19 protein-coding genes are annotated in these 18075 nt (G+C 73.1%); 7 read left to right on the forward strand and 12 right to left on the reverse strand.

What is annotated here, in order from left to right:
- Window positions 1-41: 41 nt before the first annotated feature.
- Both QP090_RS11300 and QP090_RS11305 read right to left on the reverse strand, forming a co-directional pair.
- A complete protein-coding gene (locus QP090_RS11300; RefSeq protein WP_285938692.1) occupies window positions 42-857 on the reverse strand; it encodes a DUF6585 family protein in 816 nt (271 codons plus the stop codon).
- Window positions 858-907: 50 nt separating this feature from the next.
- On the reverse strand, window positions 908-2170 hold the full coding sequence (locus QP090_RS11305) for a homogentisate 1,2-dioxygenase (RefSeq protein ID WP_285938694.1): 1263 nt from the start codon (window positions 2168-2170) through the stop codon (window positions 908-910).
- Window positions 2171-2385: 215 nt separating this feature from the next.
- On the opposite strand from QP090_RS11305, the gene QP090_RS11310 reads away from it, so the two are divergent.
- Window positions 2386-3147, forward strand: coding sequence for a DUF2637 domain-containing protein (locus QP090_RS11310; protein ID WP_285938695.1), 762 nt, complete (start codon window positions 2386-2388; stop codon window positions 3145-3147).
- 164 nt (window positions 3148-3311) lie between these two features.
- On the opposite strand, the gene ispF is transcribed toward QP090_RS11310, so the two are convergent.
- Both ispF and QP090_RS11320 read right to left on the reverse strand, forming a co-directional pair.
- The gene (gene ispF, locus QP090_RS11315; protein WP_285938696.1) at window positions 3312-3785 is read right to left on the reverse strand and encodes a 2-C-methyl-D-erythritol 2,4-cyclodiphosphate synthase; all 474 of its coding nucleotides are present in this window, start codon (window positions 3783-3785) and stop codon (window positions 3312-3314) included.
- 22 nt (window positions 3786-3807) lie between these two features.
- Window positions 3808-4290: a CarD family transcriptional regulator gene (locus tag QP090_RS11320; RefSeq protein ID WP_067459337.1), complete on the reverse strand. Its 483-nt coding sequence runs from the start codon at window positions 4288-4290 to the stop codon at window positions 3808-3810.
- Window positions 4291-4639: 349 nt separating this feature from the next.
- On the opposite strand from QP090_RS11320, the gene QP090_RS11325 reads away from it, so the two are divergent.
- Together QP090_RS11325 and QP090_RS11330 are read left to right on the forward strand one after the other, a co-directional pair.
- Window positions 4640-5419, forward strand: a complete 780-nt coding sequence (locus tag QP090_RS11325) for a hypothetical protein (protein WP_285938697.1) — start codon at window positions 4640-4642, stop codon at window positions 5417-5419.
- Between the two features lie 164 nt (window positions 5420-5583).
- Complete coding sequence (locus tag QP090_RS11330) at window positions 5584-6609, forward strand: hypothetical protein (RefSeq protein WP_285938698.1); 1026 nt, start codon at window positions 5584-5586, stop codon at window positions 6607-6609.
- A gap of 69 nt (window positions 6610-6678) precedes the next feature.
- Here the strand turns inward: QP090_RS11330 and QP090_RS11335 are convergent, their stop codons facing one another.
- A complete protein-coding gene (locus QP090_RS11335) occupies window positions 6679-7350 on the reverse strand; it encodes a winged helix-turn-helix domain-containing protein (RefSeq protein WP_490393315.1) in 672 nt (223 codons plus the stop codon).
- A 94-nt stretch (window positions 7351-7444) separates the two neighbouring features.
- A complete protein-coding gene (locus QP090_RS11340) occupies window positions 7445-8716 on the reverse strand; it encodes a sensor histidine kinase (protein ID WP_285938702.1) in 1272 nt (423 codons plus the stop codon).
- Window positions 8717-8897: 181 nt separating this feature from the next.
- Here QP090_RS11340 and phoU point away from each other — a divergent pair, with 181 nt between their 5' ends.
- Both phoU and QP090_RS11350 read left to right on the forward strand, forming a co-directional pair.
- On the forward strand, window positions 8898-9560 hold the full coding sequence (gene phoU, locus QP090_RS11345; RefSeq protein ID WP_285938703.1) for a phosphate signaling complex protein PhoU: 663 nt from the start codon (window positions 8898-8900) through the stop codon (window positions 9558-9560).
- A gap of 251 nt (window positions 9561-9811) precedes the next feature.
- Entirely contained in the window at window positions 9812-10099 is a 288-nt protein-coding gene (locus QP090_RS11350) for a UTRA domain-containing protein (protein ID WP_285940115.1), read from the forward strand.
- Between the two features lie 47 nt (window positions 10100-10146).
- On the opposite strand, the gene QP090_RS11355 is transcribed toward QP090_RS11350, so the two are convergent.
- The 5 genes from QP090_RS11355 to mshA form a co-directional block, all read right to left on the reverse strand.
- Window positions 10147-10401 carry a Txe/YoeB family addiction module toxin gene (locus QP090_RS11355; RefSeq protein ID WP_285938704.1) on the reverse strand — a complete coding sequence of 85 codons (255 nt, stop codon included), beginning with the start codon at window positions 10399-10401 and terminating at the stop codon, window positions 10147-10149.
- Window positions 10398-10655 (reverse strand): type II toxin-antitoxin system Phd/YefM family antitoxin, encoded by a 258-nt coding sequence (locus QP090_RS11360; protein ID WP_285938705.1) that lies wholly within the window; start codon window positions 10653-10655, stop codon window positions 10398-10400. The genes QP090_RS11355 and QP090_RS11360 overlap by 4 nt, the downstream gene beginning before the upstream one ends.
- Before the next feature lie 122 nt (window positions 10656-10777).
- A complete protein-coding gene (locus QP090_RS11365) occupies window positions 10778-11590 on the reverse strand; it encodes a phosphoglyceromutase (RefSeq protein ID WP_285938706.1) in 813 nt (270 codons plus the stop codon).
- 47 nt (window positions 11591-11637) lie between these two features.
- Entirely contained in the window at window positions 11638-12147 is a 510-nt protein-coding gene (locus QP090_RS11370) for a type III secretion system chaperone family protein (protein ID WP_285938707.1), read from the reverse strand.
- The gene (gene mshA, locus QP090_RS11375; RefSeq protein ID WP_285938708.1) at window positions 12144-13511 is read right to left on the reverse strand and encodes a D-inositol-3-phosphate glycosyltransferase; all 1368 of its coding nucleotides are present in this window, start codon (window positions 13509-13511) and stop codon (window positions 12144-12146) included. Before mshA ends, QP090_RS11370 begins: the two co-directional genes overlap by 4 nt.
- A 118-nt stretch (window positions 13512-13629) precedes the next feature.
- Between mshA and QP090_RS11380 the strand changes: the two genes are divergently transcribed.
- Window positions 13630-14388, forward strand: a complete 759-nt coding sequence (locus tag QP090_RS11380; protein ID WP_285938709.1) for an SDR family NAD(P)-dependent oxidoreductase — start codon at window positions 13630-13632, stop codon at window positions 14386-14388.
- A gap of 131 nt (window positions 14389-14519) precedes the next feature.
- The gene (locus QP090_RS11385; RefSeq protein ID WP_285938710.1) at window positions 14520-17201 is read left to right on the forward strand and encodes a PEP/pyruvate-binding domain-containing protein; all 2682 of its coding nucleotides are present in this window, start codon (window positions 14520-14522) and stop codon (window positions 17199-17201) included.
- On the opposite strand, the gene QP090_RS11390 is transcribed toward QP090_RS11385, so the two are convergent.
- Window positions 17113-17979, reverse strand: coding sequence for a class I SAM-dependent methyltransferase (locus QP090_RS11390; RefSeq protein ID WP_285938711.1), 867 nt, complete (start codon window positions 17977-17979; stop codon window positions 17113-17115). The genes QP090_RS11385 and QP090_RS11390 overlap by 89 nt on opposite strands.
- Window positions 17980-18075 lie beyond the last annotated feature (96 nt).

Genomic DNA, 18075 nt, shown 5'->3' on the forward strand with positions numbered 1-18075 from the left:
TCGCGGTCACCCGGCTCCGCGGCGGACATCTCGGCCGGGACTCAGCGGCGCGGCGGCGGAACGCGCCAAGGCCCGTCGGGCCCGGCCTCCCTCGCCGTGATCTCGCCGCACAGCTCCGCGAACGCGAACGCGTCCGGCGTGCGGACGGCCATGGCGGCGAGCCCCGGCATCCCGCCGTGCGGCTGGACGGTCACCATGCCGTTCTCGATGAGGACCTCGCGGACGGCGGGCCAGGCCACCCGCTCGCCCTCCTTCCCGACACCGTCCCGGTCGACGGAGAACGCCCCGAACCGCACGGTCTCCCCCGCCTCGACCGCCTCCAGCGCACGCGGGACCAGCCGGCGGGTCACCTCGGCGGCGACGGTCTCGCCCAGCGCCCGCACGTCCGGCAGCTCGTCGCCGAACGCGAGGACCCGGCCGTCCTCTCCGGCGACGGCCGTGACCCGCCAGCGGGTCCGGGCGCGCGCCGCGGGCCGCACTCCGGAGACGGTGACGGAGGCCAGATCGTCCCAGCCGTACGCGAGCGTTCCGCCCGGCTCGTCCACCACCAGCCCGCCGGTGAACAGGTGGACGACCACGCGCCCGGCAGGCAGCCCGCCTCTACGCAGCGACCGTCCCGCCGCGCCCGCGAAGACGGCGGCCGTCAGCACCGCCGCGACCCCGGGAGCCGAGCGCCGCTCGGCCAGGCAGACGGCGGCCACGAGCACGAACACCACGGTGGCCAGGACGAGCCCGGCCAGCCGCGCCGCCGCGCGCCGGAGGCCGGGCCGGGCGTCGAAGGCCCGGACCGGCTCGCCGAGCCCCCGCGTCCCGGCCCGCTCCAGCACCGACCCGGACACCTGCTGCGATAAAGACACGAATATCCGCCTACCCCACTACCGGACCGAAAAATCACCGATAGCGACCACTACTCGGCGGTACGCGCCCACGTCCACGCGTACCCGGGGTCCTCGCAGCGCCGCGCGGCGGCGCCGAGCCCGAGCGGCCGGAACGTGTCGATCATGACGGCCAGCTCGGTCGTCGCCGTGTGCCCCGCCCGGACCGCCTCCACCACCGCCTCGACGGCGCCCGGCTGCGGCCCGTGCGTGAAGCCGGACGGATGCAGCGAAATCGACCCCACGCCGATGCCCGACCCCTTGCGCGCCGAGTAGTCGCCGCCCACATAGAACATCATCTCGTCGGAATCCACATTGTGGTGGTTGTAGGGGATCGGCACGGCCTCCTCGTGAAAGTCGAGCGGACGTGGGCAGAACGAGCAGATCACGAACCCGGGGCCCTCGAACGTCTGGTGCACCGGCGGCGGCGCGTGCGTCCGCTTCACGACGGGCTCGAAGTCGTCGATGTTGAAGACGTACGGGTACAGGTGGCCGTCCCAGCCGATCACGTCGAACGGATGGTGCAGGTAGGTCAATCGCGACAGCCCGCCCCGGTTGCGCACCAGCACCGGCACCTCGCCGCCCTCCACCAGCAGGGGCGCGGCCGGCCCGCGCAGGTCGCGCTCGCTGTAGGGGGCCTGCTCCAGGAACTGCCCGTACTGCGACAGGTAGCGCTTCGGCGGCCGGACGTGCCCGCGCGCCTCGATCACCAAGGCCCGCAGCGTCTCCCCCGCACCGCCGGCCGACTCCGCACCACCGGCCGACTCCGCACCACCGGCCGCCCCCGGCCCTCCGCCCTGGGCGGCGACCGGCACCCAGCGGTGGGTCGTCCCCGTCGGGATGACCACGTAGTCGCCCTCGCCGACGTCCAGCGCGCCGTAGCTGGTCTCGACCCGGGCCGCGCCGGTCTGCACGTACACGACCTCGGCGCCGACCGAGTTGCGGTACAGCTCGCTCGGCCCGGACGCCGCCACGAACGACATCCGCACGTCCTCGTTGCCGAACAGGACCTGCCGTCCGAGCACCATGTCGCCACCGGGTGGGAGGTCCTGCGTGCGGTAGGCGCGGGGTCGCAGGGGATGGTTCGGCGTGAGGTCCGCCGCTCCCGCCGGATCACCGTCCACGCCCTCGCTCTTGATGATCGCGGTGGGCGCGTGCCGGTGGTACAGCAGGCTGGAGTCGGAGGAGAAGCCCTCCTCCCCCATCAGCTCCTCCGCGTAGAGCCCGCCGTCCGGACGGCGGAACTGAACATGACGCTTCCGCGGGACCTCGCCCACGACCCGGTAGTACGGCATCGCTGCCTCCCAGTGGCGACCGCCTTCGTCTCTACCACCGTACGGCCCCCCGTCCGCGCCCGGCGGGCACGGGCGATCCCCGGATGATCCTCCCGAATACAGGGTGATCAACCTGAAGATCCGGGTAACCCTCTCTTCGGCCGGCCGACCTCCCGTGGAGCTTCCCGCCCCGCACCGGCCACGACCCGCAGGCCCACTCCCCGAGACGAGTCGCCATGTCGTCCGATCGCCCCTCCCCGCCCGGAGACGCCCGCCACTCCCCCGCGCAGCGGCGGCTGCTGCACGCGCTCGCCGGGCTGGCCGTCGCCGCGCTGGCGGGCGGCGCGTTCGCGCTGACCTACGACCTGCTGCGCGACCTGGCCGTGGAGGGACGGGCGGACCGCCGCTGGGCCCCGGTCTACCCGGCGATGGCCGACGCGCTCACCGTGCTGACGCTGCTGGCCCTGGTGGTCGCCCGCCAGGCCCGCTGGTGGACCCGGTGGCTGCGCTGGACGCTGCTGCTGGCCCTGGTCGCCGGGACCGCCGCGCTCAGCGTGCAGCACACCGTGCGGGGACCGGACTCCCTCCCGGACGCGCCGCTGAGGGCGGGCGTGGCCGTGGCCCCGCACGTGATGCTGGTGATCGCGATCTGGCTGTGGCTGACGATGGTCAAGCAGCTCCGCGCCCCGCGTCCGACCCCGGCGCCGCCGCCGGAGGCGCCGTCCGGTCTCCGACGGCGCCGCGAGCGCGAGCACGTCAAGACGCTCAAGCCGCTGCCGGTCGCCTCCCTCCAGCCGGGACGCGCCCCCGAGGCCCTGGAGGCCCCCGAGACCGGCGGACGTGCGAGCGACCACCGTTCCGATCTCTTCATGCCCCTGATGCTGGACGAAGAGGGCGACGACGGGACCGAAGGGAAGAAGGACGCCGGTCTCGGGATCCTGGATGGGGACCCGCCGTCGAGGACGTTCCGAAGCTCGCCCGTCCCGCCCGCCGAATAACGCCCGCGAAATCACATCACCGGGTGACGCGCGGAGAATTACACCGGTGAAATAACACCCATGGCATCGGGCCCGTTCCCGGCCGGAAAGTAAAAGATCCAAAAAGGCCGGCGCCGCCGACACAAAGGCGGCGGCGCGGGCGCGGAGACCAACGGGAAAGGCGGTCAGCGGTGCTGCTGGAGTACCAGGGCGTTCGCGATGGCGGCCAGTCCCTCGCCGCGGCCGGTCAGGCCGAGCCCGTCGGTCGTCGTGGCGGAGACGCTGACGGGCGCGCCGCCGAGGGCCTCGCCGAGCGCCTTCTCCGCCTCGGCGCGGCGCTTGCCGATCTTGGGACGGTTGCCGATGACCTGGACGGCGACGTTGCCGATGACGAAGCCCGCCTCGTCCACCAGGCGGGCGACCTCGCGCAGCAGCTCCGCGCCGGACGCGCCGGACCAGCGCGGGTCGGCGGTGCCGAAGACGGCGCCGAGATCGCCGAGCCCGCAGGCCGACAGCAGCGCGTCGCACGCGGCGTGCGCCGCCACGTCGCCGTCGGAGTGCCCGTCCAGCCCGGTGCCCTCACCGGGCCAGTGCAGGCCGGCGACGTGCAGCGGGCGGTCGTGGGAAGCGAACGGGTGGACGTCGGTGCCGACGCCCACCCGTGGAATCCGTTCGCTCAACTCAGCTGGCCAGAACCTCGTCGAGGAGGGCCTCGGCCTTGTCCTCGTTGGTCTTCTCGGCCAGCGCGAGCTCGCTGACCAGTATCTGCCGGGCCTTGGCCAGCATCCGCTTCTCGCCGGCGGACAGCCCGCGCTCCTTGTCGCGACGCCAGAGGTCGCGAACGACCTCGGCGACCTTGTTGACATCGCCAGAGGCGAGCTTCTCAAGGTTGGCCTTGTAACGACGCGACCAGTTGGTGGGCTCCTCGGTGTAGGGTGCGCGCAGCACCTCGAACACCTTCTCCAGACCTTCCTGGCCGACCACGTCGCGGACACCCACGTCCTCAACGTTCTCGACCGGGACCTGCACTGTCAGGTCGCCCTTGTCGACCTTCAAGACCAGATAGGTCTTTTCCTCACCCTTGATGGTGCGAGTCTCGATGGCCTCGATCCGAGCAGCCCCATGGTGGGGGTAGACGACGGTGTCGCCGACCTGGAAAGTCATGTGACAAGTACCCCTTCCGCTACGCCAAGGATAGCACGGAACCGGCGGTGGCCGTACCGGCGTTAACGACATATCCGCAGGTCAACCCCCTTATTGGGGTCTTGACAAAGCCCTTTAATGGTGCATTACGGACCCGTTCGGCGCACTCCGCGCGGGTCCCGGACACCCCCGCCGCAGGCGATCACGGTTCCTCCGGTCCGCCTCTACCGGAACCGGGGAAGCGGCCCATACTGGAGGTGAACAGGCCGGGCCGCGTGGGTACGAAGCGCCCGGAAGGGTCCGAAAAGGGCGTGCCGGAGGCGGAGGACGACCGGCCGGCTCGACGGATTCGAGGATGGTGAGGTGCGGCGTGAGGCCAGACGGCGACCCCGAGCCCGACGATTACGGGCTGCCCCGCGTGGACGTCGTGGTGCCCGACGACGCCCGCGAGCTCGACCGCGACATCCTCGCCTACCACCGCGAGCGGCGCCAGCGGCGGAGGCGCGCGCGGATCCGGCGGCTGGTGCGCCCGGCGACCCGGTACGGCCTGGCCATCCCGATCATCACCGGCGCGCTGCTGATCGCCCTGGTCAGCGGCGCCATGCTCACCGCCTTCGGGCCCCGGCCCACGCCCCGTCCGACCGTCTCGCTGCTGGCCCCGCACCCGGTGGCGAGCCCCGGCCAGGTCAACGGCACGCTGCCCGCCGGCGAGGTGTTCCTGACCACCGGCACGTCCAGAAAGACCCCGCTGACCGATCTACGCCCCGCCGTGTTCGCGATCGTCCCGCCCACCTACAAGTGCGACGACCTGGTGGCCGAGCTGGCGGCCCGAACCCAGGACGCCAAGCTCAACTTCTGGCTCGTCGCCGACCCGCGCGCGGCGAGCGGGCACGCGGGCCTGAAGGTCAAGCGGCTGACCGCGTGCGCGGGCACCGCCCACGCGGGGGCGCCGCAGATCATCGAGGACCCCTCCGCACTGCTGGCCGGCGCCTACGCGCCCGCACCCGGCTCGGCCGGCCCGTCCGGCTCGGCGGGCGCGGAGCTCACGGCGGTGTTCGTCCGCCCCGACGGCGTGGTCACCGACGTGGTCCGCGCGCCGCGGGCCGGGCCCGAGCTCACCGCCAAGGTCAAGTCACTCGAAACCGGCTGATCGCGGACGGAACGGCACTCGGCGGGCGCTCGTCCCGCCGGGCCGGCCGGGCGCGGACCACCCCCGGGGACGGGGTGGCGCCCCGGCCTCGCTACGCTTCCCCTGGCGTTTCTCGCGCCGCCCCCAGAACCCTTCCAACGCCCCCTCGCGAGGAGATCGTCGCCGTGATCCGAAACAGCCGCCGAGTGGCCGTGCTCGCCATCGCGGGAGCCGTCGCCATGGTGCCGGTGCTCTCCGGCTGCGGCGCCGGCAGCGAGCCCCAGACCGCCGCGCCCACCCAGCTCACCGAAGGCGTCAACGTCACCGTCCCCAAGGACGCGGCGGCGGCGAAGATCGACGTCCGCAACATGTTCCTGCTGGGCCCGCGGCCCGACATGGCCTTCGGCCAGGGCGCCTCGGTGCCGCTCTACGCCACGGTCATCAACCAGGTCAAGGGCACGCAGGACCGGTTGGTGAACGTCAGCTCGCCCGACTTCGCCCAGGTGAAGATCACCGGCGGTGCCGTGGCGCTGCCGCCCGCCAAGCCGTCCGGTGAGGGCAGCGCGGTCCGGCTGATCGGCCAGGCCGCCCCGGCGACGCCTGCGGCCGGTGCGGGCAAGGCGACCGGCAAGCCCGGCGACAAGCCCACCGGCAAGCCGTCCAGCACGCCCTCGTCCAAGCCGTCCGGCGAGAACAGCGCCGCGCCGGGCGCGGAGGCCACCGGTGCGGCCTCCCCGGCCGCGACGCCGTCCGGCACCGCCACTCCGTCCGGTACGGCCACGCCGTCCGGTACGGCCACGCCGTCCGGTACGGCCACGCCGCCCGCCGCCGACGCGTCAGGGGCCGCTCAGCCGGCCACCCCGGCCGCCCCGCCCGCCGCGGACGGCAAGGCGCCGCTCGTGGTGCTGACCGGGCTCACCAAGCAGCTCCTCGGCGGCGAGACGCTGACCGTGCGGCTCCAGTTCGAGCGGGCCGGCAGCGTCGAGGTCACGGTCCCGGTCATCGCGCAGCAGGGCGAGTACGCGGGCTACGCCGCGGTCTCCGCCGGCAGCCCGGCTCCCGGCGCCTCCGCCGCGCCCGGCACCGAAGGCGGTACCGAGGGCGGCGAGCACGGGTCCGCCGCGCCAGCCAGCACCGGCACGGACGAGCCGACCACGTCCTCCCCGGCCCAGCCCGCGTCCCCGGCCGCGGAGGCCGGCGCCGGTCACTGACCGGCACCAGCGACGACCGAACGGCCCGTACGGCAGCACGCCGTACGGGCCGTTCGCGTTTACCCCGGTCTAGGGCTCGAACTTGTAGCCCAGGCCGCGGACGGTGACGATGTACCGCGGCGTGGACGGGGCCGACTCGATCTTGGCGCGGAGTCGCTTGACGTGGACGTCCAGGGTCTTGGTGTCGCCGACGTAGTCGGCCCCCCAGACCCGGTCGATGAGCTGCATGCGGGTCAGTACCCGGCCCGCGTTGCGCAGCAGCACCTCCAGCAGCTCGAACTCCTTGAGCGGAAGCTGGACCTGCTCGCCGGCCACGCTGACCACGTGCCGCTCGACGTCCATCCGGACCGGGCCGGCCTCCAGCGTCGCCGGGGCCAGCTCCTCGACCTCGCCCTGCCGGCGCAGCACCGCGCGCATCCGGGCGATCAGCTCGCGGGTGGAGAACGGCTTGGTGACGTAGTCGTCGGCGCCGAGCTCCAGCCCGACGACCTTGTCGACCTCGCTGTCCTTGGCGGTCAGCATGATCACCGGGACGTTGGACCTGGTCCGCAGCTCCCGGCACACCTCGGTGCCGGGCAGCCCGGGGAGCATCAGGTCGAGCAGGACCAGGTCGGCGCCGTTGCGCTCGAAGATGTCCAGCGCGTCGGGGCCGGTCGCCGCGACGGCGACCTCGAAGCCCTCCTTGCGCAGGTTGTACGACAGTGCGTCGCTGAACGACTCCTCGTCTTCCACGACGAGCACGCGGGTCACGGTGTTGCCTCCCGGGCGGTCTGGTGCGGTGCGGCCCCAGCGGCGGAGCGGCGCGGGTCCCTCATGATGCTCATGGCGCTGCCCTTCAGAGATTCGGTGGGGTCGGGCGGACGATGGGGGGCCCGCCGTCGGCGTGCACGCGGGCCTCGGTCGCCGCGTCGGACGCGGCGGAGCCCGCGGCGGACGCGCCGGCGGCCTGGGACGGGGCGTCGTGGCCGGACGGGTTGAGCAGCGGCAGCCGGATCGTGAACGTCGATCCCGCGCCCTCCTTGCTCCACACCGTCACCTCGCCCCCGTGCTTGGTGGTGACGTGCTTGACGATGGCGAGGCCGAGCCCGGTGCCGCCGGTCTGGCGGGACCGCGCCGGATCGACCCGGTAGAACCGCTCGAAGATCCGCTCCACCTCACCGGCGGGGATGCCGATGCCCTGGTCGGTGACGTTGACCTCGACGTGCCGGTCGTCGCACTGCCGGGTGGCCACCACCACCCGGGTGTGCTCGGGGCTGTAGGCGATGGCGTTGTCGACCAGGTTGCGCAGGGCCTGGACCAGCAGCTCCGCGTCGCCGCGGACCCTCAGCCCGTCCGTCCCGCCGGTGGTCAGCTCGATGTCCTTGGACGTCGCCTTGATCTGGGAGCGGTCGAGCGCCTCGGCCACCACCTCGTCGAGCTCGACCGGCCGCAGCTCGGGCAGCGGCTCGTCGCCCTGGATCCGCGACAGCGTCATCAGGTCCTGGACGAGGTGGTTCAGCCGGACCGACTCGATCTGCATCCGCCCCGCGAAGCGGCGGACCGCCTCGGGGTCGTCGGCGGCGCCCTCGACCGTCTCGGCCAGCAGCGACAGCGCGCCGACCGGGGTCTTCAGCTCGTGGCTCACGTTGGCCACGAAGTCGCGCCGGATCGCCTCGACCCGGCGCATCTCGGTCAGGTCCTCCGCCAGCACCAGCACCAGCCCGTGCGTGCCGAGCGGCGCGACCCGCACCGCGAACCAGCGGGCGCCCGCGCGGCCACGGGCGCGGGACATGCCGACCTGGATCTCGGTCTCCCGGATCTCGCCGTCGCGGCGGACCAGCCTGGCCATCGCCAGCACCTCGTCCACCACCAGCCGGTCGCCGCTCACCACGCCGAACGCGCGGGCCGCCGAGCTGGCGCGCAGCACCCGGTCCTCGGCGTCCACCACGACGGCCGAGGAGCGCAGCACGCTCAGCACCGACGCGACTCCCGGGGGCAGCCCTCCCGGGGGCGCCGCCGGTGCCGACACCCGCTGGGCCCGCTCGCTCACGCGTACCGCCAATCCAGTAGCCAGCCCGATCGCGAGCCCGGCAAGCCCGGTCAGAGCTGCGACAATCTCGACCTCCACACTCCGGATCGTAAGCGTCGCCCAGGCCCTTTCCCCACCATCGGGGTGCCCGACCTGGTCTCGTTCGTCCAAAGTTCACCTCGTTATCCGGGCCGGTTCACGCGGGCCGGGCAGGCTGTTGCGTGGACGAGTCCGTCCCCCCGGCCCGGCCGGCCCCCGCCCACGCACCAAGGGATCTCAATTGCGCGACGCCTACCACGAGGAGCTCGACTCCCTCACCGACAAGCTGGTGGAGATGACCCGGCTGGTCCGCTCCGCGATGGCCCGCGCGGTGACCGCGCTGCTGGACGCCGACCTGCGGCTCTCGGAGGAGGTGATCGGCGGCGACGAGCACGTCAACAAGATCGACGCCCAGATCGAGGAGAGCGTCTTCGACCTGATGGCCCGGCAGCAGCCCGTCGCCGGCGACCTGCGCACGCTGATCACCGCGCTCCGGATGTCCGGCGACCTGGAGCGGATGGGCGATCTGGCGGTGCACATCGCCAAGACCGCCCGCCGCCGGCACCCCGAGACGGCCGTCCCGCCCGAGCTCCAGGCAATCGTGCTGGAGATGGGCCAGATCGCCGAGCGGATGATCGCCAAGACCGGCAGCGTGATCGCGTCCCAGGACGTCGAGATGGGCCTGGAGCTCGACGCCGACGATGACCAGATGGACCGCCTGCACCGCAAGCTGTTCGATCTCCTGCTGTCGCCCAAGTGGAAGCACGGCGTCGAGCCCGCCGTCGACATCACCCTGGCGGGCCGCTACTTCGAGCGGTTCGCCGACCACGCCGTCCACGTCGCCGAGAACGTCGTGTACCTGGTCACCGGCCAGCGCCCCGAAGAGATCACCGAGCTGCCCTGACCCTGGCCGGGGTCAGCCCTCCTCGGGAGCCAGCTCCGCGAACACCACCTTCCCCCCACCGTCCAGCGGCCTCACACCCCAGCGCCGCATCGACGGCGGCGAGTGGAGCACCGGAGAGACCCTGCCTCCGATGGCGGTGCTCGCGGAACGCTATGAGGTGAGCCGGAACGTGGTGGCCCGGGCGGTCGGGAAGCTGGCAAAGGAGGGACGGCTGGGAGCCCTACGGCACCGGGCCCGGGGCGTGGATCGACGTGATCGAGGCGCTGGGACACGGGCCGCTGGAGTGGCTCGAGCGGCGCCGGGTGCGGATGCCGTCCTCGGACGAGACGAAGCTGCTGCTCATCCCCGCGGACCTTCCGGTCTGGGAGATCGTCCGGATCGCCTACAGCGCCAAGGACGAGAAGGCCGTGGACGTCACGCAGGTCATCATCCCGGGCGACCGCATGGAGGAGGTGTCGCGGCTCCAGCGTGACGACTCCGCCCGCTGGCCGCACACCTCTGACGGGCCGGACGGGCCACGGGTGGCACCGCTCGAATAGCGCGAGGCCCGCCGCATGGACGCGGCGGGCCTTTCGAGCGCGGGGCATCAGTAGTGATAGCGGGCTTGAAGGATGATCAGTTCATCGTCGCGCGGGAGGTAGACGAGCCGGTGCTCCTCAGTGATCCTGCGGGACCAGGCTCCCTGAAGAGCGTGCCTGAGCGGTTCGGGTTTGCCGATACCCGCGTAAGGATCACGCAGGGTGTCGTCAACGAGCCGGTTGATCCGCTTCAGGATCTGCCGGTCGGCGGAAAGCCAGGAGGTGTAGTCCTCCCACCCCTCCGGCGTGAAGGACAGTTTCACAGGCGTTCGTCGTCGACGAGCTCATGGGTCTCGTGACGGCCTTCCAGCGCATGCTGGTACGAGGCGATGAGGCGGCGCATGTTGGCCGGGGAACGCAGCAGGTGCGCCGTCTCCTCCAACGCCTCGTATTCGGCGGCGGGTACGAGGAAGGCGCGGTTGTGCTTGGAGACGATCTCTACGGGTGCACCGTCGTCGTTGACCTCGTCGATGAGAGGGAACAGCCGACGCCGGGCTTCGCTCGCGGTGATGGACACCGGAAACCTCCACTCAGTCTGGTACCAAATATCGTACCACTATCGCCTGTGAGTCCACCGTCACGGCCATGTCGCGCCGGGAGCCCCGGCCGCCGTCTGGCGGCCGGGGCTCCTGCGTGGGGTTACTTGCGGCGGGAGCCGCGGGGCTGCTTGGCGGACTTGCCGGACGGCGCGGCGGCGGGCTTGGCCGGGGCGGCGCCCTGGTTCTTGACGGCCTCGATGGCGGCCTTGGCCGCGGCCGGGTCGAGGTACTCGCCGCCGCGCTTGAGCGGGGCGAAGTCGTCGTCGAGCTCGTACACCAGCGGGATGCCGGTGGGGATGTTGAGGCCGGTGATCGCCGAGTCGGAGACGTCGTCGAGGTGCTTGACCATGGCGCGCAGGGAGTTGCCGTGCGCGGCGACCAGGACGGTCTTGCCGGCGGCCAGGTCGGGGACGATCGCGTCGTACCAGTAGGGCAGCAGCCGGTCGACCACGTCGGCGAGGCACTCGGTGCGCGGGATCAGCTCGGACGGCAGACCCGCGTAGCGCATGTCGTTGACCTGCGACAGCGGGTCGTCGTCCTTGATCGGCGGCGGCGGGGTGTCGTAGGAGCGGCGCCAGGTCGTGAACTGCTCTTCGCCGAACTCGTCGCGGGTCTGCGCCTTGTTCTTGCCCTGGAGCGCGCCGTAGTGGCGCTCGTTGAGCCGCCACGAGCGCTGGACCGGGATCCACAGCAGGTCGGCCACGTCCAGCGCGATGTTGGCGGTTCGGACGGCGCGCTTCAGCAGCGAGGTGTGCAGCACGTCGGGGGTGATGTCCGCGTCGAGCAGCAGGTCACCGCCCTTGGTGGCCTCGCTCTCGCCTTTCGCCGAAAGGTCGACGTCCACCCAGCCGGTGAACAGCCCTTCCGCGTTCCACACGCTTTCGCCATGCCGGAGCAATACCAGGGTCGCCATGGGAGCAGAGCCTATCGGCCGCGTATCCGGACCGGAGTGGTGGCCGGTCAGGAACGGTTGGCGGGGTCGGCGAACGAGGCGAACGCCTGGAGGTTGGCCAGGCTCTCGCCGCGCTTGACCCGCCAGTCCCACTCGCGCTGGATGGAGGACTTGAAGCCGCGTTCGAGGGCCTTGTCGAAGTTCTCGTCGGAGTAGGTCAGCACGCAACCGAGCAGCCGGTCGATCTCGTCGGGGCTGATCGAGGCGAGCGGGACCCTGCCGACCAGGTGGACGTCGCCGATCTCGTCGAGGGTGAAGGCGACCCCGTACATGCGGCCGTTGCGCTCCAGCAGGAACCGGTAGAAGTCGGCGTGGTTCTCGTCGGGGCGGCGGCAGAAGAACGCCTCGACGTGCAGGCTGTGGTCGCCGACGATCAGCCAGGTCATGGTGGCGAGCTTGTGCCGGCCGGGCAGCTTCACGAAGAAGGCGTGCTCGCGCGGGACGTCGTACTCCAGGCCGGCGTCCTTGAGGGTCTCCTCGATGATCCCGGCCAGTTCGGCCTGGGTGGCGGCGGTCACGCGGGCACCTCCGCGGTGAGGACGGGCGGCTGGCGGCGGGGTGCCCGGAGCTGGTCCATGGCTCCGGTATACACCTCCAGCAGGCGATCGACCGTCGCATCCCACCCGAGGCCCTGGGCGTGGCGGACGGCGCCGCGGGCCAGCCTGGCGCGCAGCGCGGGTTCGGCGTGGAGGCGGCGCAGGACGGCGGCGTAGTCGTCGGGGTCGTGGCCGTGGATCAGCGTCCCGGACCGGCCGTCGTCCACGGCGGTGCAGAGCCCGCCGACGGCGGCGGCGACGACGGGGGTGCCGCACGCCTGCGACTCGACGGCGACGAGGCCGAACGACTCGTTGTGCGAGGGGACGACGGTGACGTCGGCGGCCCGGTACCAGTCGGCCAGGACGGGCTGGGGGCTCGGCGGCTCGAACCGGACGACGTCGGCGATGCCGAGTTCGGCGGCCAGCGCCTGGAGCCCCTCGGGACGGCACCGGCCGCTGCCGCTCGGCCCGCCGACCACGGCGACGACCAGCTTGGCGCGCAGCGACGGGTCGTCCGCGAGCATGCGGGCGGCGGCGCGGAGCAGGACGTCGGGGGCCTTCAGCGGCTGGATCCGGCCGACGAACAGCAGCACGTACGCGTCGCTCGGCAGCCCGAGGCGGTGCCGCGCCGAGCCGACGCGGTGCGGGAGGGGGTCCGCGCCCAGGGCGAGCCGCGGCGGTTCGGGGTGGAACAGCCCGAGGTCGACGCCGGGGCTGACGGTCGCGACCCGTCCGGGGTCGGCGTCGTAGAGGTCGATCAGCTCGCGCGCCTCCTTGCCGGTGTTGGCGACGATCTGGTCGGCGGACCGGACGACCTGCTCCTCGCCGAGGACGCGTTCCCGCGGCTCGGGCTTGTCGCCGCCCGCCAGCGCGGCGTTCTTGACCTTGGCCATCGTGTGCATGGAGTGGACGAGCGGGACGCCCCAGCGCTGCTTGGCGGCCCAGCCCGCCTGCCCGGAAAGCCAGTAATGGGTGTGCAGAAGGTCGTAATGGCCAGGGTCGTAGGACGCCTCGGCACGCAGCACCCCGGAGGTGAATCCGCAGAGCTGGCGGGGCAGCTCGGACTTGTCGAGCTCCTCGAACGGCCCGGCGACGACGTTGCGCACCAGCACGCCGGGGGCGAGCTCGACCACGGGCGGGAGGGCGCGCGAGGTGGCGCGGGTGAAGATGTCGACCTCGATCCCGCGTGCCGCCAGCCGCCTGGCCACCTCGACGATGTAGACGTTCATCCCGCCCGCGTCGCCCGTTCCCGGTTGATCAAGGGGGGACGTGTGAACACTGATCGTCGCAACCCGGCTGATACGACGTGGCACGGGACACCACCTCCGGTAGTGCAACCTATCCATGACGTTCGGTGTTCCCGCCCCCCGGGCACCCCGCCGGACGCCTGGAGGACGACCCTCGGGGCATGCGGGCGGCGGGGGCGGCCTGGGCCCGCGGGCGCCCGCCTGGAAGGCTGGCCGCATGCGGAAGACGGCTGTAGTGACGGGCGCGAGCAGCGGCATCGGAGCCGCGACGGCCAGGCGGCTGGCGGCCGAGGGGTTCCATGTGGTGCTCGCGGCGCGGCGGCGGGACCGGCTGGACGAGCTCGCGGAGGAGATCGCCCGGGACGTCCCGGGGGCGGGCCGGATGGTCCCGGTCACCCTGGACGTGACCTCGCAGGAATCGGTGGACGCCCTGGCCGCGGCGGTCGACGGGTGCCATGTGCTGGTCAACAACGCGGGCGGCGCGGTGGGCCTGGAGGCCGTCGCCGACGCCGATCCGGCCGACTGGCAGGCGATGTACGACACCAACGTGCTGGGGCTGCTGCGGGTGACCAAGGCCCTGCTGCCCAAGCTGATCGCCGGCGGCGCCGGCCATGTGGTCAACATCACCTCGCTGGCCGCGCACGACCCGTACGAGGGCGGCGCCGGCTACAACGCGGCCAAGCACGCCGCGTACGCGGTGAACGAGGTCATGCGGCTGGAACTGGTGGCCGAGCCGGTGCGGATCACCGAGATCGCGCCGGGCCTGGTGAAGACCGAGGAGTTCTCCCTCGTCCGGTTCAAGGGGGACGCGGAGAAGGCCGAGCGGCCCTACCAGGGCGTCCCCGAGCCGCTCGTCGCCGACGACATCGCCGACTGCGTCGCCTGGGCGGTGACCCGGCCGCCGCACGTCAACATCGACCGGATCGACGTCCAGCCGCGCGTCCAGGCCGCACCGCACAAGCTGCACCGCGAGTGACCTTCCGGGCACACTCCGTGTCCGAAATGCCGTTGTACGGTCAGCGGCGCTCCGATCGGGTATCCCCCTGAGCAGGGAGTTCACCGAGGGGAACGGCCTCGGCGATCCGCTCGGGGGGACGGAGCAACGACATGATCGGGAGCCGCCAGCAGGCTTTCGTGCTGAATCTGGACGCACCGGAGGCCGGTCTCGCCAGGGTGGGCGGGAAGGGCGCCTCGCTGGCGCGGCTCGCGCGCGCGGGCCTGCCGGTTCCGGCGGGGTTCCACGTCACCACGGAGGCGTACCGCAACTTCGTCGAGCACGCGGGGCTGCGCGAGGAGATCCTCGCGGCCGTCGCGGGCGTCGATCCGGATCGGCCCGAGACCTCCGCGGAGGCGTCGCGGCGGATCGGCGCGCTGTTCGCCCGGCACGACCCGTCCGTGCACGTCGCGGGGCCGATCCGGTGGTCCTACGCGGGGCTCGGCGACCGCGACCAGCCCGTCGCGGTGCGGTCGTCGGCGCCGGACGAGGACCTGGCGGACGAGTCGTCGGCCGGGCAGTTCGGCACCCTCCTCGGCGTGCGGGGCGAGGCGGCGGTGCTGGACGCGGTCCGCGAGTGCTGGGCCTCGCTGTGGTCGGCGCGCGCCATCGCCTACCGCGCCGACAACGGCGTCGACCACGCGGAGGCGTCCATCGCGGTGACGGTGCAGGCGATGGTCCCGGCCGACTCCGCCGGGCTGATGTACACGGTCGCGCCGGTGAGCGGCGCCGCCGACCAGCTCGTGATCAACGCGGCCTGGGGGCTCGGCGACGCCGTGACCGGCGGCCGGGTCACCTCGGACGCGGTGGTGCTGGACAAGGCGTCCGGCAAGGTCATCGGGCAGCGGATCGCGGCCAAGTCGACGATGTCGGTGCTGACCGCGCACGGCGTCCGGGACGAGCCGGTGCCGTCCGGGTGGCGGGACCGGCGCGTCCTGACCCCGGAGGCCGCGGCGGAGCTCGCCCGGCTCGGCGTCCAGATCGAGGAGCTGTACGGGCGGCCGATGGAAGTGGAGTGGGCCCGGCACGAGCAGCGCCCCTGCGTCCTCCAGACCCGTCCGATCAGCGGCCTCGGCCCGCTCGCCCCCGACACGCGCACCGAGGTGTGGAACGACAGCATCGGCCACGACTACCTGTGGACGAACAGCGACCTCGGCGAGGCCGTCCCGGACGTGATGACGCCCTGCACCTGGTCGCTGGTCGAGATGTTCATGCACGGGGCGATGGAGTCGGCTTCCCTCCCCGGGCACCGCGCCTACGGCAACATCGGCGGCCGGTTCTACATGAACCTCAGCATGGCCACCACGCTCGCCACCGCGTTCGGCACCAGGGCGAGGCTCGACGGCCTGGAAGAGGTCTTCGGGAAGCTGCCGCCGGGGGTCCGGATCCCGCTCGTACCGATCTCGAGGGGACGGGTGATCCGCGAGCTGGTGCCCAGGATGGCCGCCGTGCAGCTCCGGGCCCGCAGGAACCAGAGGCGGCTGCCCGGATTCCTCGATGCGGCCCCGGGCCGCTGCCTCGCCCTCCACGAGCGGATCGCCGACGCGTCCGACCCCAGGGACCTGCTGCACCTGTGGCGGGAGGGGATCCTGCCCCTGTTCGTCGAGGCGTGCCACATGCTGGAGGCCGCCGGACGGCAGGGCGGCGCCGACCTCGTCGGTGTGCGCCGCCGGCTGGAGCGGCTCGTCGGCGAGCACGACGCCGCCGCCATGCTCACCGGGCTGCGGCACCCGAGCCACCGGGCGGCCGGCCTCGGCCCCGTGACCGGCCTCGCCCAGCTCGCCCGCGGCGAGATCGACGAGCGCGCCTACACGCGGGACTGGGGGCACCGCGGGCCGCACGAGTTCGAGGTGTCGATGCCCCGTCCGGCCGAGGACCCGCGCTGGGCGGCCCGGCAGCTCATGTCCGCGCGCGACGACGGCCTCGAGGCCGCTGAGCTCGTCGAACGGCAGCAGGCCGCGAGCCGCGCCGCCTGGCGCCGGTTCGAGGCGCACCACCCGCGCCAGGTGGCCGCCATGCGCCGCCGGGTCGGGCGGTACGCGCAGGCCGTCCACGACCGCGAGGCCGCCCGCTCGGAGGTCGTCCGCGTCTTCTGGGTGCTGCGCGCGTTCGTGCTGCGCGCCGGTGCGCTGACCGAGCAGGGCGACGGGCTGTTCTTCCTGACCGGCGACGAGATCCTCGGCGTGCTCGGCGAGGACGACCGCCCGCTGCGGAAGATCCCGGTACGGCGCCGGACGTACGAGCGCTACCGGACGCTGCCCCCCTACCCGGCGCTGATCCGCGGCCCGTTCGACCCGTTCGCCTGGGCCAGGGACCCCGATCGCCGCACCGACTACTACGACGCCGCCCGGCCCACCACGGGCGCGACCCCCGTCCGGGAGTGGGAGGAGGGCGACGAGGGCGCGGTCGTCACCGGCTTCCCGGGCGCGCCGGGGATCGTGGAGGGCGTCGTGCGGGTGCTGTCCTCGCCCGAGGACGGCGACCGGCTGCGTCCCGGCGAGATCCTGGTGACGGCGGTGACCAACATCGGCTGGACGCCGCTGTTCCCCCGCGCCGCCGCCCTCGTGACCGACGTCGGCGCGCCGCTCTCGCACGCCGCGATCGTCGCCCGCGAGCTGGGCGTCCCGGCGGTCGTCGGCTGCGGCGACGCCACCATGCTGCTGCGCACCGGCGACCACGTCCGGGTGGACGGCGAGCGCGGCAAGATCACGGTCGTCGCGGATCGACCGCATCCCACGCCAGCGTCACCTCGCCCAGCCGCCAGCGGGACCGCCCGCCGTACGGAGGACGGGTGAGCACCGGGTAGGTCCGGGCCAGCAGCGACACCGCCTCGATCCACCGCGCCCGCGGGCCGAACGCCGACTGCGGCGCGGCGACCGCCCAGCACCGGTCGAAGTCGGCCAGCAGCCCGTGCACCCGCTCGCCCGGCACGTTGCGGTGGATCAGCGTCTTGGGCAGCCGTTCGGCCAGGTCGGACGGCTGCCCGAGCGATCCGAGCCGGGCCGCGAACGTGATCGTCCTGGGTTCGCACCGGCCCGCCGCCGCGCGGGTGCCCGCGGAGTGGGCCGCGCGGGCGGCGCCGAGGGTGACCCACACGGCGCGGCGCCCGATCTCGTCGCAGGTGCCCTCGACCAGGACCCCGCCGGGGTCGATCCGCGAGCACAGCCCGTCCCACGCCCGCCAGGCCTCGTCCTCGCCGTACTGGCGGAGCACGTTGAACGCCCTGACCAGCACCGGCGGACGGTCCACCGGAAGCTCGAACCCGCCCCGCCGGAACGACAGCCCCTCCAGGGGCCCGGCCGCCTCGAGGTAGGCCAGCCCGGCCGCCACCCGTTCGGGCTCGATCTCGATGCCGACGACCTCCAGCCCCGGCGAGACGGGCCGCAGCCGCCGGTACAGCTCGACCGTGGTCACGGGCGACGCCCCGTACCCGAGATCGACGGCGAGCGGCCGTTCCACGGCGCGCAGCGGCCCGGTCTGGGTGGCGGCGATCCAGCGGTCGACCCTGCGCAGCCGGTTGGGTGCGGTGGTACCGCGGGTCACCGCCCCTTGGGGCTTCTGCGTCCGGGCCACCCCGCCATTGTCCCGCCCCGCGGCAGGCGCCGCGCACCGCCCGGGAGGCCGGGCGGACCCTGCGATAAGTAATTGGTTACGGTGCTCCCGAGGTCC

The organism is Actinomadura xylanilytica (assembly GCF_030283145.1).
Classification (GTDB): Bacteria; Actinomycetota; Actinomycetes; order Streptosporangiales; family Streptosporangiaceae; genus Spirillospora; species Spirillospora xylanilytica.

Excerpts from the sequence above, each read along its gene's own strand:
- QP090_RS11305 (WP_285938694.1), bottom strand. The coding sequence starts at position 2,170 with ATGCCGTACTACCGGGTCGTGGGCGAGGTCCCGCGGAAGCGTCATGTT.
- QP090_RS11310 (WP_285938695.1), top strand. The coding sequence starts at position 2,386 with ATGTCGTCCGATCGCCCCTCCCCGCCCGGAGACGCCCGCCACTCCCCC.
- QP090_RS11320 (WP_067459337.1), bottom strand. The coding sequence starts at position 4,290 with ATGACTTTCCAGGTCGGCGACACCGTCGTCTACCCCCACCATGGGGCT.
- QP090_RS11365 (WP_285938706.1), bottom strand. The coding sequence starts at position 11,590 with ATGGCGACCCTGGTATTGCTCCGGCATGGCGAAAGCGTGTGGAACGCG.
- mshA (WP_285938708.1), bottom strand. The coding sequence starts at position 13,511 with ATGGATAGGTTGCACTACCGGAGGTGGTGTCCCGTGCCACGTCGTATC.
- QP090_RS11380 (WP_285938709.1), top strand. The coding sequence starts at position 13,630 with ATGCGGAAGACGGCTGTAGTGACGGGCGCGAGCAGCGGCATCGGAGCC.
- QP090_RS11385 (WP_285938710.1), top strand. The coding sequence starts at position 14,520 with ATGATCGGGAGCCGCCAGCAGGCTTTCGTGCTGAATCTGGACGCACCG.